The 22,637-nt window shown below is 64.8% G+C and carries 22 protein-coding genes and 1 riboswitch; of the genes, 5 read left to right on the top strand and 17 right to left on the bottom strand.

What is annotated here, in order from left to right; translation table 11 throughout:
* Positions 1-2: 2 nt before the first annotated feature.
* Together ASD45_RS04510 and ASD45_RS04505 are read right to left on the bottom strand one after the other, a co-directional pair.
* Complete coding sequence (locus ASD45_RS04510) at positions 3-755, bottom strand: CoA-transferase (protein ID WP_056910395.1); 753 nt, start codon at positions 753-755, stop codon at positions 3-5.
* A gap of 149 nt (positions 756-904) precedes the next feature.
* Positions 905-1,720, bottom strand: a complete 816-nt coding sequence (locus ASD45_RS04505) for a CoA-transferase (RefSeq protein WP_056910394.1) — start codon at positions 1,718-1,720, stop codon at positions 905-907.
* A 121-nt stretch (positions 1,721-1,841) separates the two neighbouring features.
* On the opposite strand from ASD45_RS04505, the gene ASD45_RS22940 reads away from it, so the two are divergent.
* Entirely contained in the window at positions 1,842-2,765 is a 924-nt protein-coding gene (locus ASD45_RS22940; protein ID WP_056910393.1) for a methylenetetrahydrofolate reductase, read from the top strand.
* A gap of 105 nt (positions 2,766-2,870) precedes the next feature.
* Entirely contained in the window at positions 2,871-3,722 is an 852-nt protein-coding gene (locus tag ASD45_RS04495; RefSeq protein WP_056910392.1) for a fumarylacetoacetate hydrolase family protein, read from the top strand.
* Between the two features lie 121 nt (positions 3,723-3,843).
* Here the strand turns inward: ASD45_RS04495 and ASD45_RS04490 are convergent, their stop codons facing one another.
* Positions 3,844-4,749 (bottom strand): ImmA/IrrE family metallo-endopeptidase, encoded by a 906-nt coding sequence (locus ASD45_RS04490; RefSeq protein ID WP_056910391.1) that lies wholly within the window; start codon positions 4,747-4,749, stop codon positions 3,844-3,846.
* Positions 4,746-5,078, bottom strand: a complete 333-nt coding sequence (locus tag ASD45_RS04485) for a helix-turn-helix transcriptional regulator (protein WP_056910390.1) — start codon at positions 5,076-5,078, stop codon at positions 4,746-4,748. Before ASD45_RS04485 ends, ASD45_RS04490 begins: the two co-directional genes overlap by 4 nt.
* A gap of 152 nt (positions 5,079-5,230) precedes the next feature.
* On the opposite strand from ASD45_RS04485, the gene ASD45_RS24150 reads away from it, so the two are divergent.
* Positions 5,231-5,416 (top strand): YjzC family protein, encoded by a 186-nt coding sequence (locus tag ASD45_RS24150; protein ID WP_056910389.1) that lies wholly within the window; start codon positions 5,231-5,233, stop codon positions 5,414-5,416.
* Positions 5,417-5,496: 80 nt separating this feature from the next.
* Positions 5,497-5,772 (top strand): DUF1883 domain-containing protein, encoded by a 276-nt coding sequence (locus ASD45_RS04475; RefSeq protein ID WP_056910388.1) that lies wholly within the window; start codon positions 5,497-5,499, stop codon positions 5,770-5,772.
* Positions 5,773-6,017: 245 nt separating this feature from the next.
* Here the strand turns inward: ASD45_RS04475 and ASD45_RS04470 are convergent, their stop codons facing one another.
* From ASD45_RS04470 to thiM, 7 genes are all read right to left on the bottom strand, one after another.
* A complete protein-coding gene (locus ASD45_RS04470; RefSeq protein WP_056910387.1) occupies positions 6,018-7,340 on the bottom strand; it encodes a terminase family protein in 1,323 nt (440 codons plus the stop codon).
* Complete coding sequence (locus ASD45_RS04465; protein WP_056910386.1) at positions 7,303-7,890, bottom strand: hypothetical protein; 588 nt, start codon at positions 7,888-7,890, stop codon at positions 7,303-7,305. Before ASD45_RS04465 ends, ASD45_RS04470 begins: the two co-directional genes overlap by 38 nt.
* Before the next feature lie 517 nt (positions 7,891-8,407).
* A complete protein-coding gene (locus ASD45_RS04460; RefSeq protein ID WP_056910385.1) occupies positions 8,408-9,079 on the bottom strand; it encodes an outer membrane protein in 672 nt (223 codons plus the stop codon).
* 352 nt (positions 9,080-9,431) lie between these two features.
* Positions 9,432-10,505 carry a TRAP transporter substrate-binding protein gene (locus ASD45_RS04455; RefSeq protein ID WP_056910384.1) on the bottom strand — a complete coding sequence of 358 codons (1,074 nt, stop codon included), beginning with the start codon at positions 10,503-10,505 and terminating at the stop codon, positions 9,432-9,434.
* Positions 10,502-11,311, bottom strand: coding sequence for a bifunctional hydroxymethylpyrimidine kinase/phosphomethylpyrimidine kinase (gene thiD / locus ASD45_RS04450; RefSeq protein WP_056910383.1), 810 nt, complete (start codon positions 11,309-11,311; stop codon positions 10,502-10,504). Before thiD ends, ASD45_RS04455 begins: the two co-directional genes overlap by 4 nt.
* On the bottom strand, positions 11,308-11,967 hold the full coding sequence (gene thiE, locus ASD45_RS04445; protein ID WP_056910382.1) for a thiamine phosphate synthase: 660 nt from the start codon (positions 11,965-11,967) through the stop codon (positions 11,308-11,310). The genes thiD and thiE overlap by 4 nt, the downstream gene beginning before the upstream one ends.
* A gap of 6 nt (positions 11,968-11,973) precedes the next feature.
* Positions 11,974-12,798, bottom strand: a complete 825-nt coding sequence (thiM, locus tag ASD45_RS04440) for a hydroxyethylthiazole kinase (RefSeq protein ID WP_056910381.1) — start codon at positions 12,796-12,798, stop codon at positions 11,974-11,976.
* Positions 12,788-12,898, bottom strand: a riboswitch (TPP riboswitch). Its footprint overlaps the gene before it by 11 nt.
* 143 nt (positions 12,899-13,041) lie before the next feature.
* Here thiM and ASD45_RS04435 point away from each other — a divergent pair.
* Positions 13,042-13,284, top strand: a complete 243-nt coding sequence (locus ASD45_RS04435) for an Lrp/AsnC ligand binding domain-containing protein (protein ID WP_056910380.1) — start codon at positions 13,042-13,044, stop codon at positions 13,282-13,284.
* Here ASD45_RS04435 and ASD45_RS04430 read toward each other — a convergent pair.
* The 6 genes from ASD45_RS04430 to ASD45_RS04405 all read right to left on the bottom strand — a co-directional run bounded on the left by ASD45_RS04430 (position 13,281) and on the right by ASD45_RS04405 (position 22,597).
* Positions 13,281-14,228 carry a DMT family transporter gene (locus tag ASD45_RS04430; protein ID WP_056910379.1) on the bottom strand — a complete coding sequence of 316 codons (948 nt, stop codon included), beginning with the start codon at positions 14,226-14,228 and terminating at the stop codon, positions 13,281-13,283. The two genes, ASD45_RS04435 and ASD45_RS04430, sit on opposite strands and share 4 nt — an antisense overlap.
* Positions 14,229-14,297: 69 nt before the next feature.
* The gene (locus ASD45_RS04425; RefSeq protein ID WP_056910378.1) at positions 14,298-15,215 is read right to left on the bottom strand and encodes a cytochrome c; all 918 of its coding nucleotides are present in this window, start codon (positions 15,213-15,215) and stop codon (positions 14,298-14,300) included.
* A gap of 109 nt (positions 15,216-15,324) precedes the next feature.
* Positions 15,325-15,960 carry a cytochrome c gene (locus ASD45_RS04420; RefSeq protein ID WP_210168889.1) on the bottom strand — a complete coding sequence of 212 codons (636 nt, stop codon included), beginning with the start codon at positions 15,958-15,960 and terminating at the stop codon, positions 15,325-15,327.
* Complete coding sequence (locus tag ASD45_RS04415) at positions 15,918-18,218, bottom strand: xanthine dehydrogenase family protein molybdopterin-binding subunit (RefSeq protein ID WP_056910376.1); 2,301 nt, start codon at positions 18,216-18,218, stop codon at positions 15,918-15,920. Before ASD45_RS04415 ends, ASD45_RS04420 begins: the two co-directional genes overlap by 43 nt.
* Positions 18,219-18,265: 47 nt before the next feature.
* Positions 18,266-21,427 (bottom strand): multidrug efflux RND transporter permease subunit, encoded by a 3,162-nt coding sequence (locus tag ASD45_RS04410; RefSeq protein ID WP_056910375.1) that lies wholly within the window; start codon positions 21,425-21,427, stop codon positions 18,266-18,268.
* 9 nt (positions 21,428-21,436) lie between these two features.
* On the bottom strand, positions 21,437-22,597 hold the full coding sequence (locus ASD45_RS04405) for an efflux RND transporter periplasmic adaptor subunit (protein ID WP_056912585.1): 1,161 nt from the start codon (positions 22,595-22,597) through the stop codon (positions 21,437-21,439).
* Positions 22,598-22,637 lie beyond the last annotated feature (40 nt).

Here is a 22,637-nt window from a genome sequence, read left to right as displayed (position 1 = left end):
CATCAGCCGAGCAGCGCGCTTTCCCGGTGCTCGAACACCTTGGCCGTGAATTGCGGATAGAGCGTCGCGAGCTGCGGCGCCACCTTGTCCCGCATCAGCTTCAGGGTCTCGTCGGTCGGCGCCGGCGTCTCCGGCACCACGGACGGTCGCTCGAAGTCGAAGCCGGTATGCTCGATCACTTCTTCCACCGTGTGGCCGGGATGCACGCTCACAAGCGTGAAGCGGCCATCGGCGAAGGTGAACAGGCAGCGATTGGTGATCAGCGCCACCGGCCCGCCGGTGCGGTGGACGTTCGGCTCGCTCCTGCCCGCCGCGCTGATGAAATCGACGCGTGGCACCAGTGTGCGCCGCGAATGCTCGGTGCGGAACAGAATGACCTTCGGCACCACGTAATAGAGATAGGCCGATCCGTAGGAGCCGGGAAAGCGCACCTTGGGATGAGCGTGGTCGCCGATCTCGACCAGGTTGATGTTGCCTTCGCCGTCGATCTGCCCGCCGGACAGAAAGAACACATCGATGCGGCCCTGCCCGGCGCAGTCGAACAGTTCGCGGCCGCCGTCGGTCCAGAACGTGTTCTTGGCGCTGCCGAGCAGCGACACATAGGGCCGGCCCAAACCCTGCAACTTGCCGCGCTCGCGCGCCAGCAGCGCCGCAGTCGCCGGAATCGGCGAGGCATTGCCGACCGCGACGTGACGCACGTCGCCGATGAAGTTGGCGATCTGGTCGGCGAGCAGCTCTTCGGGGAGGAAGGTCATGGGTAACACTATTTCTCTTCTGTCGTCCCCGCGCATAGCCGTCCAAGGGACGGCGTTCTTCCAGAACGCCTATGGCGGGGACCCATAGCCACCGCGCCATCGAGAGTAAACGGCGTATGGGTCCCCGCTTTCGCGGGGACGACAATTCGTCAGGCTACCTGCATCGCGAGGACATACTTTCCGACATACTCTCTAAACCCCTCTTCGCTCGCCGCCATCTTGGCGTACAGCGCCAGGTGCTCGCCATCGGCCTTGTACGTATCCGGCAGCGGCAGCGGCCAGGCGCCGTTCTCGGCGACCGCAATGGCATCGACATAGAAGCCCGGCAGCGTGCCGGCGGCGTAGAGCGGATCGTCGAGCAGATTGCGCTTCTCGATCTTCTCCACGGTAACGATGGTGCGTTTCGACGCATGCGCCATGGTGACGAGTTCGCGCTGCCGGCCGATCCAGACATTGCCGTACTCGTCAGCGAGCGGCGCGTGGAACAGCGCGACGTCCGGGTTGATCGCCGGCAGCAGCACGATCGGATCGGAATTGCCGAACGGTGAATCGATCACCTTCCAGTCATCGCGATATTTCAGCACGTCGGAGCCGATGAGCCCGCGCAGCGGCATGAACGGCACGCCCTTCTCCGCCGCCTGCAATGCGGCGTGCAGCGCCGGACAGGTGGCGTCCTTCATCGCGACCTGCCCCTTGAGCACGGCGCTGGTGAAGCGCGGCGCGGCGCCGAGTTCGCCGAGACTGACGGCGCTGGTCTCCAGCGTCTTGACGCAGCCGGCGCCGATCAGCATGTCGGCCTGCATCGACGAGGTGGGCAGCGCCACCAGATGCAGATCCTTGACGCCGCGGCGGATCAGCGCGCGCGTCGCCGCCATCGGCACGCCGCAGACTTCGCGCGGCACCACCAGCATGATGCCGTCGGTGATGGCGCTTAGCGCCTCGTCGAGGGATTGCACTAAAGACATCCGGCGCTCCTGCCCTATTCACCGCGGCCCCGTCGGGTGGGCCGCAGCGGAAAAGTCATGGCATCCCTGCGCTTGCCAACTCCATATTGCCATGTCCAATGATTTCTGCGACTCCCCTGCCATGACCGAGCCCATGACCACCTTGCAGCAGAAGCTCAACGCCGGCCGTTTCGTCATCACCGCCGAGATCACGCCGCCGGTGTCGTTCGACCGCGCCGATCTGATGGCCAAGGCGGCGCCGCTCAAGGGTCTCGCCGACGCGGTCAACGTCACCGACGGCGCCGGCGCCCGGCCGCACATGGGCGCGCTGTCGGCGGCGGCGATCCTGGTCGAGGCCGGCATCGAGCCGATCCTCCAGCTCACCTGCCGCGACCGCAACCGCATCGCGCTGCAGAGCGAACTGATGGGCGCGGCGGCCAGCGGCGTGCACAACCTGCTGATCCTGCGCGGCGACGATCCGTCGGCCGGCGACCAGCCCGACGCCAAGCCGGTGTTCGATCTCGACGCCCGGCAACTGCTGGAAACCGCGCGCAAGCTGCGCGACGGCAACGAACTGCCGAGCGGCCGCAAGGTCGCCGGCACCGCCCGCTTCCTGCTCGGCGCCGCCGACTCCCCGATCGATCCGCCGGCCGGCTGGGAGCCGAAGGGCCTCGCCGCCAAGGTCGCCGCCGGCGCGCAATTCGCCCAGACCCAGTTCTGCATGGATGCCGGCATCGCCGCCCGCTACATGGCGCGGCTGGCCGAACACGGGATCGCCGACAAGCTCAAGGTCATCATCGGCATCGCGCCGCTGCGCTCGGCGAAATCGGCGCGCTGGATGAAGGACAAGCTGTTCGGCACCATCATCCCCGACGCCTATGTCGAGCGGCTGGAGAAAGCCGCCGACCCGGTCGCCGAGGGCAAGGCCATCGCCGTCGACCTGATCGGCGAACTCGCCGCCATCCCGCAGGTCGCCGGCGTGCACATCATGGCGCCGAACAACGACGCGGCGGTGCCCGACGTGATCCGCGCCGCGCGCGCCGGCATCAAGCGGCTCGCCGCCTGACGACTGCGCCGCCCGCACCCTTGCCCGGCGCGGCGGGCCATCGCATAGTCCCGCCTCCCGCCATCCGGCTCGAACAACAAACCTACCCCCAAGGGAGATCGTCTCATGAAGCTCGTCCGCTACGGCGCCGCCGGCCGCGAAAAACCCGGCATCATCGGCGAGGACGGCAAAATCCGCGACCTGTCGCGCGTCGTGAAGGATATCGACGGCGCCATGCTCGCCTCCGGCGGTCTCGCCAAGATCAAGAAGCTCAACCTCGCCCGCATGAAGCCGGTGTCCGGCAAGCCGCGGCTCGGCCCCTGCATGGGCAACGTGCGCAACTTCGTCGCCATCGGCCTGAACTACTCCGACCACGCCGCCGAAGCCGGCCTCGCCGTGCCGAAGGAGCCGGTGATCTTCTGGAAGCACACCTCGTCGATCTGCGGCCCGAACGACGACACCATCGTGCCGAAGGAATCGCTGAAGCTCGATTGGGAAATCGAACTCGGCATCGTCATCGGCAAGCGCGCGCGCTATCTCGACAAGGCGAAAGCCAAGGACGCCATCGCCGGCTACTTCCTCGCCAACGACGTCTCCGAGCGCAACTTCCAGATCGAGCGCTCCGGCGGCCAGTGGGGCAAGGGCAAGAGCTGCGAGACCTTCGGGCCGATCGGCCCGTGGTTCGTCACCAAGGACGAGATGAAGAACCCGCAGACGCTGAACATGTGGCTCGACGTCAACGGCGAGCCGCGCCAGCGCGGCAACACCAAGACCATGGTGTTCGATTGCGAGTTCATCGTCTGGTACTGCTCGCAGATGTTCGTGCTCGAGCCGGGCGACATTATCATCACCGGCACGCCGCCGGGCGTCGGCCTCGGCATGAAGCCGCCGCAATTCCTGAAGGCCGGCGACGTCGTCACGCTCGGCATCGACGGCCTCGGCGAGCAGAAGCAGAAGATCGTCGCGTTCAAGAAGTAAGGACGGGACGGGCGAGGCTCACACCGTTCGTCCCCGCGCAAAAGCGCGAAGCGCGTCTTGCGCTAAAAGCCGGGACCCAGTGCTGAAATGCAGAACCCCGGGCCGACGAGCCCGGGGCTTTTTATCGCGACCAGCGCGCCTGACGATCCTGAAGGCGCTGTTTCGACGTCCGATTCTCGTCGGGATCGAAATCTTCGTCTTCGCCTTCAGTTCTCTCCAACCATAGCAGGATTAAAGCAAAGCCATTCTTTTGGAGATAGACCTGTTCGTAGAGATCAGGCGCCCGTTGGCCATACTCTACATCAATCCAGTTATCAGCGGTTGTCTGCACGATATCGCTGGACACACGCTGCTTAAGCGAAGACCGATGAAAAACGGAACCTCGGGGGACAGGCTTTCCAATCGGCGCGGTTATAAATGGAAAGTTGACACCGGGATAATAGCGCAGAATCTTTCCATCTTTGGCAACTGCCAACGCTATATTCTCGTGATGGCAACGACTATAGGCGCGCGCAGCGGCATCTTTGCTGACAATAAAATCTTTCGAAATTTTCTCGACATCCGCCAAATTTGGCGCCCTTCCCCCAATATGTTTGCGAAGTAACGGAGGAGGCATCAAAATTAATGCCGCAAACTCGTTTGCTTCGAATTCCATCCGCGCGTATCGGGTCGTTTCTTTCTCAGACCACTGGAGCATGTCGCGTCGCGAACATAAGAACTTCCCGGGTGTCACCGGCACGTGAGAAATAATTAGAAAGTGAGCTAGCTCGTGGCCAATCGTGAAGCGCCGCCGCCCCTCCGTCACGCCTTCATTGACTAAAATGATGCCGAACTGACGATTTTCATCGGTGAGAAGGCCGCCTTCGAAGCCTTCTGTCTCAAGCGCTCTTATTTTTTCTATATCCAGTTGACGAGCTAGATCCTCGATCGGAATTGGCGCTCTTAGCTCGGTCTCAACTTTCAAAATCTTGGTGACTAGAGCCATCGGAGAGCCAGCACCGTCTAAGTCGAGCCGAGTGACCTTCATTTTTCGCTGCCAGAAATACGAGATTTAAGATGATCCATCATTAATTGGATTGCCTCGCGATCCTTTGGGCTGAGCTCTTTCAGTTCGCGATACATTGCCACGACACCAGGGTCTTCACTCGGCCCCGTTGGATTCTCGCCGATCAATTCAGAAACGCTAACTCCAAAACACTTCGCGATTTTAGTCAGCAATTCGATTGACGGGTTTTTGCTCTTGCCAGTCTCCAAGTCCCATATGTGGTTCTTGGAAGCGCCGACCTCATCAGCAACCTGTTGCAATGACTTATTTTTTCTCAGTCTGAGTTCTTTAAGTTTGGCGGCAAGCGTCATTTCGAATTCCCCTTGAATCGAGACGGCGCGGCTTTTCAGCCACGCCGCATCTGACGATTTTGTACCACACGACTTGACGAAGGACAACCGTCCAATTATAGTTGTACGAATTCGTTGGCAATCCTGCCGCCAAATTTTGGAGAACTATAGAAATGTCAAGGACTTACAAGCCGGGCCAAGAAGCCCCTCGTTCTGGTCAGTATGAGCAGCTTGGCCCCCGCGGCGGCGGGACCGGTAACGAACGCACCGTGACCCGTGGCGAGCCGCTTCCGCCGACCCCGAAGCCGGGCATGGAATACAAGCTCGTCGATCCGACGAAGCACAAGCCCGGCCGCTAAACCGTGAAGCGGCCGCAAGGTCCTCCGAGCCACGCCGCATTTCTGCGGCGTGGTTCAGTTTAAAAAAGGAAACACACTCGATGTCTAACTTCATCCACTCTCGAGAATTTCTAAGCGCGGGCGACATAGTCATCGTCGAATGCGATCATCAGTGTAATGTGCGCGTCATGGATGACGCCAACTTCCAGGACTATCGTCGTGGCGGCCAGCACCGTTACTACGGCGGATTTTATCAAAGACTACCGGCTCGCATCGCGATCCCACACGATGGATATTGGAATACGACGATTGACCTCGGCGGGGGCCGCGCCAACATCCGCTACAACATCGGTTATCTCAAGAACCGTGCCGCGTAACTGTGCGCTCGCTTCAACGACAGAGGCAGCGAGTACTGCAATTATTTTATGCTGACTACCATCTTGTAGGTAGCCATTGCTTGTGCAACCAGATGGTCGACCTTCTGTGTCTTCATAAGACCACAGCAGGTCACCTTGATTTGACAATACTATAACCTTCATTGGCCATCCTCCCTTAAGACTGGATCCCCGCTTTCGCGGGGATGACCGGCTTTGGTTGGCGCGGCCGCCCTGCCGCCTTACCCCTACCTCCTGAACCCCGTCCACGGCGGCACGAGCGGGTCATCCCACAACGCCCTGATCCGCGGCCCCGGCCTCTCCGCGCGCTTCGTCAGCTCCGTCACCGCCCACACCAGCGCGTCGAGGCGGTCGGGCGAGGCGCCGCCGGACAGGCCGCCAACGCCGAAGTCGCACATCTCGTCTTCGAGCGCGGCAAAGCTGGCGCCGACATGCTTCACCCGCCCCTGCTCGTACATCGTGGCGACGGGTTCGGCGCGCACATGCTTGGCGCGCGTCGCGTGCACCTGTTTCACCGGCACGGCGCGATCGATCTGGTGCAGCACCGCGCGCACCATGTCGCCGCCCTGGTTCACCTCGGCGACGATCGCATCGGCCTCCAGCCGCCGATACAACGCCACCGCGCGCGAGGCCCAGCCCGAAGGCGCAAGGCCCTGCACCGTCGCGTCCTCCAGCACATAAACTAGGCCGCCCTCGTCGATGCCGGCGGCGACGATGCCGCAGGCGTCCGCACCTTGCCGCGACGAAGCCGGCGGATCGACGCCGATGACGACGCGCATCAGCGCCGGCGCCGCCGCGATGCGCGCGGCTTCGATCATATCGCGCGACCACAGCGCGTCGGCGCGGTCCTCGATGATCTCGCCGTCGATCTCCTGCCGGCCGATGCGCGTGCCGGCATAGCGGCCGATCACCGCCTCGATGAAGGCCGGCGACAGATGCGCGGCATTGGCATAGGTCGAGGCGCGCGTCACCGCCGTGCGCGGATCGATCACGAGCCGCTTGATCAGCGCAATCGGCTTCGGCGTGGTGGTGACCAACTGGCGCGGCCGCGGGCCGAGCCGAAGACCGAATTGCAGATTGTCGAAAGTCTCGTCGGGCGCGCGCCACTTGGCGAGTTCATCGCACCAGGCGGCGTCGAATTGCGGCCCGCGCAATTGTTCGGGATCCTCGGCGGAGAACGTGGTCGCCACCGCGCCATTCGGCCATTCGAGCCGCCGCCGCGTCGAGGTCCATGACGGCCGCTCGCTGCGCGGGCAATGACGCAGGATTCCGGACGGCCCTTCGATCATCACCTCGCGCGCGTCATGCGCGGTCTCGCCGACCAGCGCGATGTTGAGCGCGCGCTGCTCGGCATAAGGCGGCGCCCCCATCGCCTGCGCGCGCACCCATTCGGCGCCGAGACGCGTCTTGCCGGCGCCGCGCCCGCCCAGCATCAGCCAGGTCGTCCACGGCCCGCCATTGTTGGCAACGCGCGGCGGCTCCTGATGCAGGTGAGCAAGGGTGATGAAGTCGTCATTGAAAGCCGTCAGCAGCCGCGGCGGCAGCGTCATCAGGAAGTCCAGCGTTGGCGCGGCTTGCAATGAAGGCGTCAATGCGCCGCGCAAGGTCGATACGGATGTCATCGATGTTCTCCGGAAGATCGTCAGGCTCGACAGGCCCGCATGCGGCGCCTGCGGTATGGCGGTCGAGTTTGGTCAGGGCATCGGCGAGCGAACTCAGAATGCGGGCCAGCCGGATGGCGGCCTCGTCGGTCAGCGGCTCCGCCCGCTCCTGTTCGCGAAGCTGCTTGACGATGCCGATCTGCGCCTGAATTTCGCGCTGCAGCCAGGCGACCAGGGCCGCCGTGTCCATCGGCATGTCGTCGTAGGCGGGTTCGGCCGCCGCGGCCGCCTTGACCAGGGCCTGCGATTTCGCAGTGAGCCGTGCCGCCGCATCCAGGCCGCGCGGCGGCGGCGCGAACCGCGTCCAGCCAAGGCGCGTGGCAAGACTGCTGAAGGTTGAGGGCGCAATGCCGAGGTCAGCGCCGATGGCGCTCTTGGCCTCCGCCGTCTGTTCGTAGCGGCGCCGGGCGTCGGCCAGCAATTCGTCGGTGAAAACCATCGGCGAAGGCGAACGGCGCTTGAACCGTGTCCTGGATGGCGTCCTGGATCGCGTCTGCGCTGGCGTCTTGGGATGTTTGCGGCCGGCGGACGCACGTCCGCCGGCACGACCCGGTCGAGTCATGGGACACTCCGTTTCAGCAATGTGTTTGAAAAAACGAAGGCGGCCGGACCGGGAGCCAAAAGCTCAACCGGGCGCGAACCGCCAGCATGCGCACTTTCTAGCCGAGCAGCGTCACGCTGTCAAGGACTATTTTCCGCAAGTCCATCAGCAGCTCGCGTGCGACGCTCTTCTCCCGCCGTCATGCCCGGGCTTGTCCCGGGCATCCATGATGAACATCCGCATAGATGTTCGTACGGACTTGCGTGGGGGCAGGCCTCATGGATTGCCGGGACATAGCCCGGCATTGACAGCAACATGCGCTTCTCTGCTGCGCCCCAACAAAAAAAAGGCCGGGGTTTCTCCCCGGCCCTTTTCGCATTCGAAGCGCGTTCTGCGCTCTAGGTCTTGGCTGGTCTCAGAAGCGGTAGTTGAGACCGGCGCGAACGAGGTGCGACTTGAAGGTCACGTCGTTGCCCGGGGTGCCGCCCGAGATGCTGCCGAGATCGGCGTAGAGATATTCGAGCTTGGTGGTCCAGTTGGCGAACACGGCGTATTCGACGCCGCCGCCGACGGTCCAGCCGACCTTGCCCTTGGAGAAGTCGCCGCCGAACGCCGGGGTCGCCTTGATGTTGCCGTAGGCGACGCCGCCGGTGACGTAAGGCAGCCAGCGGTCCCAGCCGGCGTAGCCGAGGCGGCCGCGGCCGGTGCCGAAATACTTCAGCTTGGTTTCGCAGCCCGCGCCGGAGCACACGCCGGTGCCGCCCGAATCCGAACCCTTCATGGCGCTGTAGTCGAAGTCGGCTTCCAGGCCCCAGACCCACGAACCGGTCTGCAGGTTGTAGCCGAGCTGCACGCCGCCGATGAAGCCCTTCGGCTTGGTCGAACCGGTGCCGCCCGCGCCCGACCAGTCGGACTTGCCGAAGCCGTAGCCGGCGTTGATACCGGCGTAGAAGCCGGTCCAGTTGTAATAGCTCGGCGCGTAGATCGGCGCCTTGTAGGAAGGACGCGGCAGATCGGCGGCAAACGATGGCGCTGCCATCGCCGCAACCAACAGGCCGATCGACATCGTCATCGATAGACGCTTCATCTGAATTCTCCATCTGTGCCAGACCGGCAGGTCATGGCGCTGAACCCTGGACAACCGCCTCGGCCGGAGGCCGCCGCGGGCCAGCCCCCCTGGCTGGCGAAAGACGCATACGCGCTTGAATGCCGCGTATGGTTAATAGAGATGGACCAGGAGTGGTTAAGGGCCGGTTAAATGAGAATTCGAGTTGTTTATTTTGTTGCCGGATTAAACACGGCGATACCGGCCGCGTTGTTTATTCCGCAACGGCGCCTCTCGGCGCGGCCGATCGGCGCCCGTTGTTTATTTTGATTTTACAACCGGCGACGGCGCGCGGCCTGCGGCGGCACGGACGGGCCGTTGGACGCGAGACGCTTCAGCCGATGCGCGCGCGCAGCACCGCCTCGATCGACACCCGCGACCAGTCGGATACGCGGGCGCGGAAGGCCTTGTAGGACTCGTGCACCTTGGCGGTCGCCGCATCGCGCGAAGCCATGTCGCCGAGCACGGCGTCGGCCTCGGTGCGCGCCGCCGCCACCAGGTCGCCGGGAAACGCCGTCAGCTTGACGTTGTGGTCCTTGATCATCACCGCCAGCGCCTCGGCGTTGAGCCGCTCCATCTCGGCCAGCGCGTAGTTGGCTTCCGCTGCGCAGGCATGGGCGACGATGGCCTTGAGGTCGGGCGCCAGCGCCTCCCAGGCCTTCAGCGACACGATGGCCTCGCCGGTGCCGTTCGGCTTGTTGAAGCCGGGGTAGTAGTAGAACGGCGCGACGCGGTAGAGGCCGAGCGCGATGTCGGTGCCGGGGCCGACGAATTCGGCGCCGTCGATGACGCCGGATTGCAGCGAGGTCAGGATCTCGGCCGGCGGCGTGGTCTGCGGCGTGGCGCCGAGACGGCGGTAGACCTCGCCGCCGAGGCCGAGCGAGCGCAGCTTGAGGCCGCGCAGTTCGGCCAAACTCTTCACCTCGCGGCGAAACCAGCCGCCCATGCAGACGCCGGTGTTGCCGCCCATGAACGGCTTGACGCCGAACGGCTTGTAGAGATCGTCCCACAGCGCCTGGCCGCCGCCGGCCTCGACCCAGGCGACGTGCTCGGCCGGCGTCAGGCCGAACGGCACGGTGGTGAAGAACACCGCGGCCGCCATCTTGCCCTGCCAGTAGAACGAGGCGGTGTGGCCCATCTCGGCGACGCCGCCGCCGACGGCCTCGAGCACGCCGAAGGCGGGCACGATCTCCCCCCCCGCCATCACCGAGATGTCGAGGCGGCCGTTCGACAGCGCGCGGATGCGCTCGGCGACGCGCTCGGCCGACATACCGGGGCCCGGCAAGCGCTTCGGCCACGACGTCACCATGCGCCACTTCACAGTCTGCGCCCGCGCGATGCTCGGCGCGGCGAGCGCCGCAGTGGCGGCAAGGCCGGCGCCGAAAGCGAAATGGCGGCGTGTCGTCATGACGGACTCCAGGTTTTGTAAAAGTGATTGAGCGGGCCGTGGCCGTGGCCGACGCCGAGCTGATCGGCGGCGGCGATGGCGGCGGTGACGTAGTCCTTGGCGGCGCGCACGGCGTCGGTGAGGCTATCGCCCTTGGCGAGGTTGGCGGCGATCGCCGACGACAGCGTGCAGCCGGTGCCGTGGGTGTTTTTCGTGGCGATGCGCCTGGCGACAAGGCGCGTCACCGCGCCGCTGCGGTCGACCAGGAGATCGACGGCCTCGTCGCTGGTGCCGTGGCCGCCCTTGATCAGCACCGCGCCGGGGCCGAAGGCGAGGATGGCGCGGGCCTGCGCTTCCATCTCACGCTCGCTGCCGGCGAGCGGCTGGCCGGTCAGCGCCGCGGCTTCGTGCAGGTTGGGCGTGACGATCTCGGCGAGCGGCATCAGTTCGGTGCGCAGCGCCACGATCGCGTCCTCGGCGAGCAGCCGGTCGCCCGAGGTCGCCACCATCACCGGGTCGAGCACGATGTGTTTGGCCTGGCGGCGGCGCAGCTCGGCGGCGACGACGCGGATGGTCTCGGCGCGAGACAGCATGCCGATTTTGACCGCGGCAATGTCGAAGTCGGAAAAAATGGATTCGATCTGGGCGGCGATGAAAACCAGCGGCACATCGTGGATCGCCGAGACGCCTTGCGTGTTCTGCGCCGTCAAAGCCGTGATGACGGATGTGCCGAACACTTCGTTGGCGGCAAAGGTCTTGAGGTCGGCCTGGATGCCGGCGCCGCCGCCGGAGTCCGAACCGGCAATGGTGACGGCAACCGGGATCATGCGGAGCCCCGCTTTGCCAACGCAAGATCGACGACGTTTCGCAACTCTTTTCCTGCGACGGCCGGATCTTTTGCCATCGACAGCGCCGAGATCACCGCGACGCCATCGGCACCGGCTTCGACGACTTCGCTGGCATTGCTGGCATCGATGCCAGAAATGGCACAAATCGGCATCCCGGGTTTGCGCGCGCGAATGGCGGCGGCGATCTCGCGCAGGCCGCCGGGGCCGATCGGCGCCGCGATGTTGTCCTTCGAACTTGTTGCGTAGACGCCGCCAATCGCAACGTAATTGAGAAGATCGAGCGGCGCGGCGGCGGCCTCCTTCATCGACTTGATGCTGAGACCGATGATGGCATCGGGCCCAAGCAACCGGCGCGCGTCCGCCGGCTCGATATCGTCCCAGCCGACATGCACGCCGTCAGCCTTGGCGGCGAGCGCAACATCGACGCGGTCGTTGATCAGGAGCGGCGTGCCCCGCGGCTTGAGAACCGAAGCGATGTCGCGCGCCTCTTCGATCATGACGCGCGTCGAGCCGTGCTTGTCGCGCAACTGAACCAGCGTCACGCTGTCCGCGATCAACGCCGCGAGTGCCGGCAAGGAGCGTCCTCCGGCAACCGCCGGATCGGCAAGCGCATAAAGACGAAGATCGAGCGTCATCAAATGTCATCCATTCCAGGTGATGCGGGCGCGCGCCGCGAGCGCGGCGCCGTCGATGCTGTGCAGCGCGTCGAGGATGCCGACGGCGAAGCTGCCCGGGCCCTGCGCGGTCTCCGCCGCAATCTCGCCCGCGACGCCGGCGATCAGCAGCGCCGACGATGTCGCGATCAGCGCATCGCGCTCGACCGCCAGGCAGGCGCCGACCATGGCGGACGCCGCGCAGCCCATCGCCGTCACTTTGGCCATCAGCGGGTCGCCGTTGGCGAGCGTGACCGCACGCGAGCCGTCGGCGATGAGATCCTTCGCACCCGACAGACCGACCGTTACGCGATGCTCGCGCGCGAACGCGGCGACCGCCTCCTCGGAGGTTTCGGTTTCGGCGAGCGCGGCGAACTCCTGCGCATTGAGCCGCATCGCCGTCGGGTGAAGGAATAACAAGTCACGCGCATAACTCGCCCGCGGCGGCGCGCGATCGACGAACACCGGATCGAGCACCCAGGGCAAATCGCCCTGAACAGCAGCGTTGACGGCGATCGAGGTCGCCTCGCGCCGCTCGGTCCCGAACGTCCCGAGATTGACGAGCAGCGCGTCGCTGCGTTTGACGAAGGAACCGATCTCCACCGGAGACAAGGTCATCGACGGGATGGCGCCAAGCGCGAGCAGCACGTTGGCGGTGAAGTTCTGCGCGACCGAATTGGTGATGCAGTGAACGCGCGGCGCTTTCTCACGCAGCCGGCCCAGCACGCCGTCGGCCGCTACCGTGAGGTCGGCGGCCGATGCAATTTGCCGCGATTGGCCATCCTGGCGCAATGGGGCTGTCGGTTCCTGCATCTCTCATCCCTCCGCCGGCATGACCCGGATCAGGTTCGTTGGGTTGGCCGAAGCGTCGACCTCTCAGTCCGGCCAGCGCCGGACACCCCACGAGATTGCGTCAATCCTACCTAGTCCGCGCCGCCGGCCAAGGCAAGCGCAGCCCTGCCCCGCGCCGGAATTTCCAGTGAATCCGCGCCTTGCCAGGCTAACGCGATTTTGCTGTGTTGCGGCCGACGCCACGCCGGCCGGAGAGAGCCCCCGATGACCCCGTTTTTCATCCAGATCAAATGCGAACTCGGCAAGGCCTATCAAGTGGCCAACGAACTGGCTGAAGCCGAGATCGCCTCGGAAATCTATTCGACGGCCGGCGACTATGACCTGCTGGTGAAATTCTACGTCGATAGCGCGACCGATATCGGGCACTTCGTGAACGAAAAGGTGCACTGCATCCCCGGAATCAAGGACACCTACACGATCATCACCTTCAAGGCCTTTACGGCCTAGATTTCAGGACGGCGCGGCCCTTCCGCCTCGCGGGCCCGGGCGATGCCGAGCTGCCGTTCGCGCCAGATGACGACCAGCCCCGCGGCGGCGACGATCGAGGCGCCGACATAGACCAGGCCGCTCGGCAGTTCGCCGAAGAACCAGTAGCCGATGGCGAGAGCCCACAGCAGCGACGTGTAGTCGAATGGCGCGATGACCGACGCCGTGGCGTAGCGATAGCTCTCGGTCAGGAAAATATGGGCAACGCCGCCCAGGATCCCCATCGCGATCAGGCCCATCAGCTCGGAAGCGGTCGGCGTGTACCAGGCGAAAGGCAGCGTTGCCGCGCCGACGAGCGCACAGGACAGCGAAAAGTAGAACACAATCGACGAAGTCGATTCGCTTTGCGTCAGCCGACGGGTCTGGACCACCGCACCCGCGTTGCAGAAAGCCGAGATGATCGACAGCACCGATCCGACCGCCGCCGCCGTGCCGACGCCCGCGGCGGTGTAGTGTTTGGGGTCGAAATTCGGGATCAGCATGACGATGACGCCGACAAAGCCAATCCCGACTGCGGTCCAGCGAAAGACGCGGACGCGCTCCTTGAGGACGATGGCAGCGAGGCCGACCGTGATCAGCGGCGAACAGAACTGAATGGCGGTCGCATCGGCCAGCGGCAGCCGCGCCAGCGCGGCGAAGTTCGAGAACATGCCGCAGACGCTCACAGTGCCGCGGCCGAGATGGCCGAAGAAGCGATTTGTGCGGACAGCGGTCAGCAGTTCACCGCGAAAGGCGTAAATCAGCAGGACCGGAGGAATGGCGCAGGCCGAGCGGAAAAACACGATCTGGCCGACGGGCGCCACGTCACTCAAATGCCGCACCAGCGCCGACATTGCCGCGAACATCAGCGCGGAAATCAATTTGAAGGCGATGGCTTTCAGGAGATTGGTCGGCGGGGCATGCATGGACCCCTCCTGAATAGACCTCCGCGCCTTGCTTGTCCCGGCTTTTCCGGCGCCGGGCGCGACCGCGCACTATTTTTTCGCCGGTCTGACGGGCCCGTCAATCGGCGGCAGCGATTTGATGTAAACCGCCATCGCCTGCCGATCCGCGTCCGTGAGCTGGGCGGTGTTGCGGATTACAGCTGCCATGCCGCCGCCGGCCGAGTCGAATTCCGGCGTCATGCCGGACTGCAGGAAATCGGCGACATCCTTCTCCGACCACGACCCGATGCCTTTCTGCGTGATGTTGGGTACCCAGCCTTTGCCTTCCGGGTCGGGACCGCCGGCGAAGCGCTCGCCGTCCAACAGGCCGCCTAAGGCGTTACGCGCTGTGTGGCATTCGGCGCAGTGGCCGGGTCCGTTGACGAGATAGGCGCCACGGTTCCATTGGGCGCTCCTTCCCGGGTCCGGCGTGAACGGCGTAGCGTTGAGGAACAGGAGCTTCCAGCCGCCGACGAGGCGCCGGATATTGAACGGGAACGGCAGGTTGTGGTCCGGTGCGCGCCCCTGAACCGGCGGCAGCGTTTTCAGATAGGCGAAGAGATCGCGCAGGTCCGCCGTCGTCACGCGGCGATACGACGGATACGGAAATGCCGGGTAGAGGTGCTCTCCCGAAGGAGAGGTCCCGTCACGCATCGCGGTGACGAACTGCGCCTCGGTCCAGCGGCCAATGCCGTCGTTCGGATCGGACGAGATGTTCGGCGGGAAGAACGTACCGAACGGCGACGTGAGCGGCTCTCCGCCTCCGAGATGCGTGCGGTCATCCCTGCCCTTGGCGTGGCACGACACGCAGCCACCGATATCGAACATGGTCTTGCCGTTGACGAGATCGGCCTTGTGTGCCGTCGCGAATTCGGCGGCCGGCTCGACCTTCGGCGCGGTGAAAAACCAGAAGGCCGCAATCGCAATGACGCCGGCCGCGACACCGAGGCCTATCAGATTCCGGACCATGCACTGTTCTCCGAGGTAGGCCGCCCAGTGTAGCTTCCCCGCCGGCAAGCGAAAGGGCGGCGCGTCATGGACGGCCGCCCTCCTGCAAGTCAGCGCACGGCGCGTCGACTTATTGCGCTTTGCGGAACGTCTCGTGGCAATCGCTGCAATTCTTGCCAACCGCAGCCAGCGCGACTTTGAGACCGTCCGCGCCGCTCATCGCCTGGGCTCGATTGTCATCGACGTCTTTCTTGAACTTGGCGATCGCGGCATCGAACTTCGCCCGTTCGCTCCACACGGCGGGAAGCGCGCGCGTGTCGCCGTCCTTCGAGCTGTCGGGGAACAACGACGGAAACTTCGTGGCCGTCTCGTCCCATTGGTCGAATGCGGTCTTCACCTTGTTTGCATCAAAGGCTTCTTCGCCCTTGACCATCTTGACGATGACGCCGGCATTGCGCCCGTTGGCCTTCATCAGTTCCTTGCGGGTCGCGATCGGATCTTGCTGCGCAACGACCGCAGTGGCGGCCATGGCGACAGTGGCAACCAGACCCGCCGCAAACCAAGTCGATAACTTCATGAGAAACCCCTCGTTCAGGATAGACGGCCGCACGGGCCGGCCGACTTCACCACGCAAGCAAACCCCGGTCAGAGCCGGATATTCCCCGCGAATTATGGTGGTCGCCGTGGCGCTTGCGTTCACGTTGGTGTGATAGGGAAGCGCCCTTATGCCGCAGGCAAACTCCGCGCCTTGTCGATCAGGGTCCACACCTTCATCGGCGTCGCCGGCATGTCGATGTGACGGATGCCATAAGCGCGGTCGAGGGCGTCAATGACGGCATTCATGACCGCCGGGCATGAACCGATAGCGCCGGCCTCGCCCGCGCCTTTGACGCCCAGGGGATTGGTTTTGCACGGCGTGTTTCGCGTTTCGAAGACGAATGACGGTACGTCATGCGCGCGCGGCATCGCGTAATCCATGAAGCTCGCGCTGACGAGCTGGCCGCTCGCTGAGTCGTATACCGTTTCTTCCATGAGCGCCTGGCCGATGCCCTGCACCAGACCGCCATGCACCTGACCCGCCAGCAGCAACGGGTTGAGCGTCGCGCCGAAGTCGTCAACCACGACATAGTTCATGATCGTCGTCTTGCCGGTGTCCGGATCGATTTCGACCTCGGCGATGTGCGCGCCGTTCGGATAGGTCGGCTTGTCCGTTCCGAAATCCTTGGCCGCGGTCAGTTTCTCCGGCGTCGCCCTGGGGTGCGCGGCGAGATCGGCAAAGGAAATCGCGCGGTCGGTGCCGCCGACGCGCACGGTCCCTTCGGCGATTTCCATGTCGCCGGCGGCGGCTTCGAGGGCGTCGGCGGCGAGATCCTTGAGCTGGTCGGCCAAAGTGCGCGAGGCCCGATCGACCGAGACGCCGCCCACGGGAATCGAGCTCGAGCCGCCGGTGCCGGCGCCGCTGGCAATCCTGTCGGTATCGCCCTGGACCACGCGCACGCGATCCGGCGGCAGATCGAGCCGCTCGGCGACGAGCTGGGCGTAGGACGTGTGATGCCCCTGCCCGGTCGATTGCGTGCCGATCAGCACGGTGACGCCGCCGTCGCGGTCGAGCGTGATGGTTGCGGTTTCCGGACCGTTATTCCCGCAGGCCTCAATGTAAGTCGCAATACCGATGCCGCGCAGCTTGCCAATGCGCCTGGCAGCCGTCGCGCGTTTGCCGAATCCCTTCCAGTCGATCAACTCCTGGGCGTGCTTGAGCCCGCCGGCGAAATCGCCGGAGTCGTACTCCTTGCCGGTCGGCGTGGTGTAAGGCAGTTGCGACGGCTTGATCAGGTTCTTGCGTCGCAGCGCATCCGACGCCGTGCCGATTTCACGCGCGGTGTTATCGACCGCCCGCTCGATCAGATAAGACGCCTCGGGGCGGCCCGCGCCACGATAGGCATCGACCGGCACCGTGTTGGTATAGGCCGCGCGCAAACGCACGTAAGCAACCGGGATGTCGTAGGATCCCGTCGCCATGCCGACACCGAGCCAAGGGATGTAAGGCGCATAGCACGACAGGTAGGATCCCATGTCGGCGACGATATCGATGTCGAGGCCCAGGAACTTGCCGCTCTCGTCGAGCGCAATCGTGGCGGTCGAGATGTTGTCGCGGCCGTGGCTGTCGCCGAGGAAATGCTCCGAACGATCGGCGATCCACTTCACCGGCTTGCGCAGCTTTTCCGCCGCGACTGCGGCCAGCGCATATTCGCGGTAGGGAAACAGCTTGGTGCCGAACCCGCCGCCGACATCCGGCGTAATGACGCGCATCTTCTCCAGCGGCTTCTTCAGCACGGCACCGCAGATGATGTCGCGGATGATATGGCTGCCCTGGCTGCCGAGCGTCAGTGTATAGCGGTCGCCGTCATATTCCGCGATGACGCCGCGCGTATCCATGTAATTGGTGACGAGACGCTGGTTGACGATCGTGGTCGAGACCGTACGCGCGGCCTTGGCGAAGGCGGCCTTGGTCGCCGCCTGATCGCCGGCGCTGGTTTCGAACACCAGATTGGGCCGGTCGGCCCAGACCCGCGGCGCACCTTTGGCCAGCGCTTCCACCGCGCCGATGATGTGCGGCAGCGGCTCCCAGTCGATGCTGATCGTTTCGGCGGCGTCCTTGGCCTGATTGAGCGTGTCGGCCACGACGAAGGCCACGGCATCGCCGACATGGCGCACGACGTCACGCGCGAGCACCGGATAGAACGGCACGTCGATGGCGACGCCTTCGAGAACGCCAGGCGTCGGCATCGGCCCAAGATCGGCGATATCGGCGCTGGTCAGCACCAGACGGACGCCCTTCATCGCCCTGATCGGCGCGAGGTCGCCGATGGTGAAGCGCGCATGGGCGTGCGGCGAGCGCAGCACGACGGCATGCAACGTGCCCTCCGGCGCGACATCGGCGACGTAACAGCCGGCGCCGCGCAACAGCGCGTCGTCTTCCTTGCGGGTGAGCGGCTGGCCAAATCCAAATTTCGTCATCGCCATATGCTGCTCCTTATTCCCAGTTGTGCGCTGTTACCGTAGGCCTTGCATCAGTGTACCGGCCCCGCCGGCGCCGGCTTCTTGCGGGTAAACCGCGTCGCGAGCCAGCGCGACACCACGTAGAACACCGGGGTGAAGATCAGGCCGAACGCCGTCACCCCGATCATGCCCGAAAATACGGCCGTGCCAAGCGACTGGCGCAGTTCCGCGCCGGCGCCGACCGCCCACACCAGCGGCGCAACGCCGAAGACGAAGGCGAGCGACGTCATCAGGATCGGCCGCAAGCGCAGCCGCGCGGCCTCGACCGCGGCGTCGAACCGGCTCTTGCCGTTGTCCTCGACCTGCTTGGCGAATTCGACGATGAGAATCGCGTTCTTGGCGGCGAGCGCGATCAGCACGATGAAGCCGACCTGTGTCAGAATGTTGTTGTCCTGCCCGCGCAGCACGACTCCGACAATGGCTGCGACCAGACACATCGGCACGATGAGGATGACGGCGAGCGGCAGCGTCAGGCTCTCGTATTGCGCCGCCAGCACCAGGAACACGAAAGCGACGCCGAGCACGAAGGCGAAGATCGCGGTGTTGCCGGCACGCAATTGCTGGAACGCGAGCGTGGTCCACTCGTAGCTGAAGCCGGCGGGCAGCGTTTCCGCAGCGAGCTTCTGCATCAGTTCAATCGCCTGCCCCTGGCTGTAGCCCGGCGCCGGCGCGCCATCGAGCTCGGCGGCGGGATAAAGGTTATAGCGCGGCAACCGGTATGGACCGGAGATGTCGCGCACCGTCGTGAACGAGCCGAGCGGCACGGTGCCGCCCTGCGTATTGCGCACGCGCAGCGTCAGCACGTCCTTGGGCTGCAGGCGCGCGTCGGCCCTCGCCTGGACTTGGACGCGGAAGGTGCGGCCGAACAGGTTGAAGTCGTTGACGTAAGCCGAACCGATATAAACCTGCAGCGCCTGGAATACGTCGCCCAGGTTGACTCCGAGCAATTGAGCCTTGGTGCGGTCGATGTCGAGGAAAAGCTGCGGCGTCGACGTCTCGAACAGGGAATAGACCTGCTGGAGGCCCGGCGTCTGCGCCGCCTTGCCCATCATGGCGTAGATCGCGCCCTGCAACGCCGCGGGGCCGGCGCCGTTGCGGTCCTCGACCATCATGCGGAAGCCGGCGGCGTTGCCGATGCCGGACACCGGCGGCGGCTGCACCACAATCATGAAGGCTTCCTGCAGCGCGCCGAGCTTCTGGAACAGCGCCGCCTGGATCGCCGCCGTCGATTTGCGCGGATCCTTGGCGCGCTCCTCGAACGGCTCGAGCACGATGAACATGGCGCCGGCATTCGGCGCGTTGGTGAAGGTCGCGCCGGAGAAGCCGACGATAACCACAGCGTCGGCGACGCCGGGCGTCTTGAGCATGATGTCGGTCGCCTGCCGCATCACCTTGTCGGTGCGCTCGAGCGAGGCGCCCGGCGGCAGTTGCGCGGCGACGATGAGGATGCCGCGGTCGATCTGCGGGATGAAGCCCTGCGGCGTCTTGCGGAATTCGCTGAGGCCGAAGCCGAGGATGGCGACATAGGCGACCAGCATGACCACGGCGAAGCGCACGATACGCTTGACGAGGCCGCTGTAGCCGCTGGCCAGCGCGTCGAAGCCGCGGTTGAACAGCCGGAAGAAGCCGTGCAGTGGCTTCTCGAACCGGCGCTCCTCGTGCGCGGCCTTGTGCGGCTTCAACAACAGCGCGCACATCGCCGGCGACAGGGTCAGCGAACATGTCAGCGAGATGACGGTGGCGGCGGTGATGGTCAGCGCGAACTGGCGATAGAACTGGCCGGAGATGCCGGTGATGAACACCGTCGGCACGAACACCGCGCACAGCACCAGCGCGATCGAGATCAGCGCCGTACCGACCTCGTCCATCGTCTTGTAGGCGGCATCGCGCGGCGACAGTCCCTCGGCGATGTTGCGCTCGACGTTCTCCACGACGACGATGGCGTCGTCGACCACGATGCCGATCGCGAGCACGAGGCCGAACAGCGACAGGTTGTTGAGCGAGAAGCCGAACAACCCCATCAGGAAGAAGGTGCCGATCAGCGAGATCGGAATCGCCAGCAGCGGAATGACGGCGGCGCGCCAGGTCTGCAGGAACAGCACGATCACGAGGACGACGAGAATCACCGCCTCGAAGATGGTCGAGATCACGGCATCGACCGACTGCTGGATGAACTGCGTCGGATTGTAGAAAATGCCGTAGTCGACCCCAGACGGGAAGCTCTTCGACATTTCCTTGACGGCCTTGACGATGTTGTCGCCGGTCGTCAGCGCGTTCGAGCCGGGCCGCTGGAACACCGCCAGCGCCACGGATTCGTAGCGGTCGAGATAGGAGTTCGACGTGTAGTCCTGCGCGATCAATTCGACGCGCCCGACATCCTTGACGCGGATCACCGCATTGGCCGTCTGCTTGATGACGACGTTGCCGAACTCCTCGGGCGTCGACAGACGCCCCAGCGTGCGCACCGCAATCTGGAAGGCAAGCTGGTTCGCCACCGGCGGCTGGTTGAGCACACCGGACGCGACCTGGATGTTCTGCTGCTGCAGCGCAGAGGTTACGTCACCGGCCGTCAGGTTGAGCGACTGCATGCGGTCCGGGTCGAGCCAGACCTGCATGGCGTAGTCACGGCTGCCGAACACCGTGATCGAGCCGACGCCATCGACGCGCGTCAACGCGTCCTTGATCTGGAGGTTGGCATAGTTCGAAATGTAAAGCGCGTCGCGCGATTTGTCCTTGGAGAAGAGGTTCACCACCATCAGGATGTCGGGCGAACTCTTGGCGACCGTCACACCGATCTGCTGCACCTGCGCCGGCAGGCGCGGCGTCGCGGTTGCGACGCGGTTCTGCACCTGCACCTGCGCGATATCGAGATTGACGCCGATGTCGAACGTCACCGCGATCGAAAAACGGCCGTCGGCAGTCGAGTTCGACGAGATGTAGAGCATCCCCTCGACGCCGTTGATCTGCTGCTCGATCGGCGCCACCACCGTCTCGGCGACGATCTCGGCGCTGGCGCCGGGGAACTGGCCGGTGACATTGATGGTCGGCGGCGCGATCTCGGGATACTGCGCGACCGGCAGACGGCCGAACGACACCGCACCGAGAATGATGATCACGATCGAGATGACCGAAGCGAAAATCGGCCGGTCGATGAAGAAGTGCGACAATCGCATGGCGGCGCCCTACTTCGCCGGCGCCGGCGCAGCCGCCGGCGGCTGGCCGCCGGGCTGGGCCTGCCCTTCCGGCTGCGGCGCCACCGCTTGGCCAGGACGGACGCGGGCGATGCCGTTGACGATTACCTTGTCGTCCGCGGCAAGCCCTTCCTTGATGACGCGCAGCTTGCCGTCGATGAGCTGGCCCAGCGTGACGTATTTCTGCACGGTCTTGTTCTGGGCATCGACCACGAGCACGTATTTGCGCGCCTGCTCGCTGCCGATGGCGGTGTCGGGCACCAGCAGTGCCTCGTAAGGCGACGTCGCGGGCACCCGGACGCGCCCGAACATGCCCGGCGTGAACACGCCATTCGCATTGGCGAACACGGCGCGGCCGCGAATGGTGCCGGAGGTGCGGTCGATGACGTTATCGACGAAGTCCATGCGGCCGTCGTGGCTGAAGTCCTTCTCGTCGATCAGCTTGAGGCCGACCGGTACGCTGGCGCCGCGGCTGGCGATATCGGCGCCGGTCCCGGCATTGCGCTCGTAACGCAGATAGGACGCTTCGTCGAAGGTGAACTCGAAGTAGATCGGATCGGTCGAGACGATGGTGGCGAGCAGCGTCGTGTTGCCGCCGGTGCCGCCCGTTACCAGGTTGCCGGGCGTGACGCGGCGGTCGCCAATGCGACCCGGGATCGGCGCACGCAACTCGGTGAATTCGAGATCGAGCTCTGCCGTACGCACCTGCGCCTCGGCGCCGCTGACCGCCGCGCGCGCGTTGCGGAATGCCTGCGACCGCTGCTCGAAGGTCTGGTCGGTGATGGTCTTTTCCTTCACCAGTTGCTGGCCGCGCGTGTAATCGGCTTCGGTGAAGGCGAGATTGGACTGCGCCGCCGCCAATGTTGCGCGCGCCTGCGCGACCGCGTTTTGGAAGGGGCGCTTGTCGATAGTGAAAAGAAGGTCGCCATCCTTGACGAGCTGACCGTCCTTGAAATCTACGGAGTCGAGATAGCCGGAAACACGCGCTCGCACTTCGACGCTGTTCACCGCGATGAAGCGGCCGACATATTCATCGTAATCGGTGACCGTGCGCTTTGTGGGCGGCGCCACCGTAACCGGCGTCGGCGGCGGCCCGGCCTGCTGCTGCTTCTGCCCCTCGCCGCAACCCGCGAGAAAAGCTGCCAGTGCCATGACCAGGCTGGCTCGACCGAACGAAGAGACGAAGGAGCGG

This window comes from Pseudolabrys sp. Root1462 (genome assembly GCF_001426945.1).
Taxonomy (GTDB): Bacteria; Pseudomonadota; Alphaproteobacteria; order Rhizobiales; family Xanthobacteraceae; genus Pseudolabrys.
This window is presented reverse-complemented; position numbering and strand designations above follow the sequence as displayed.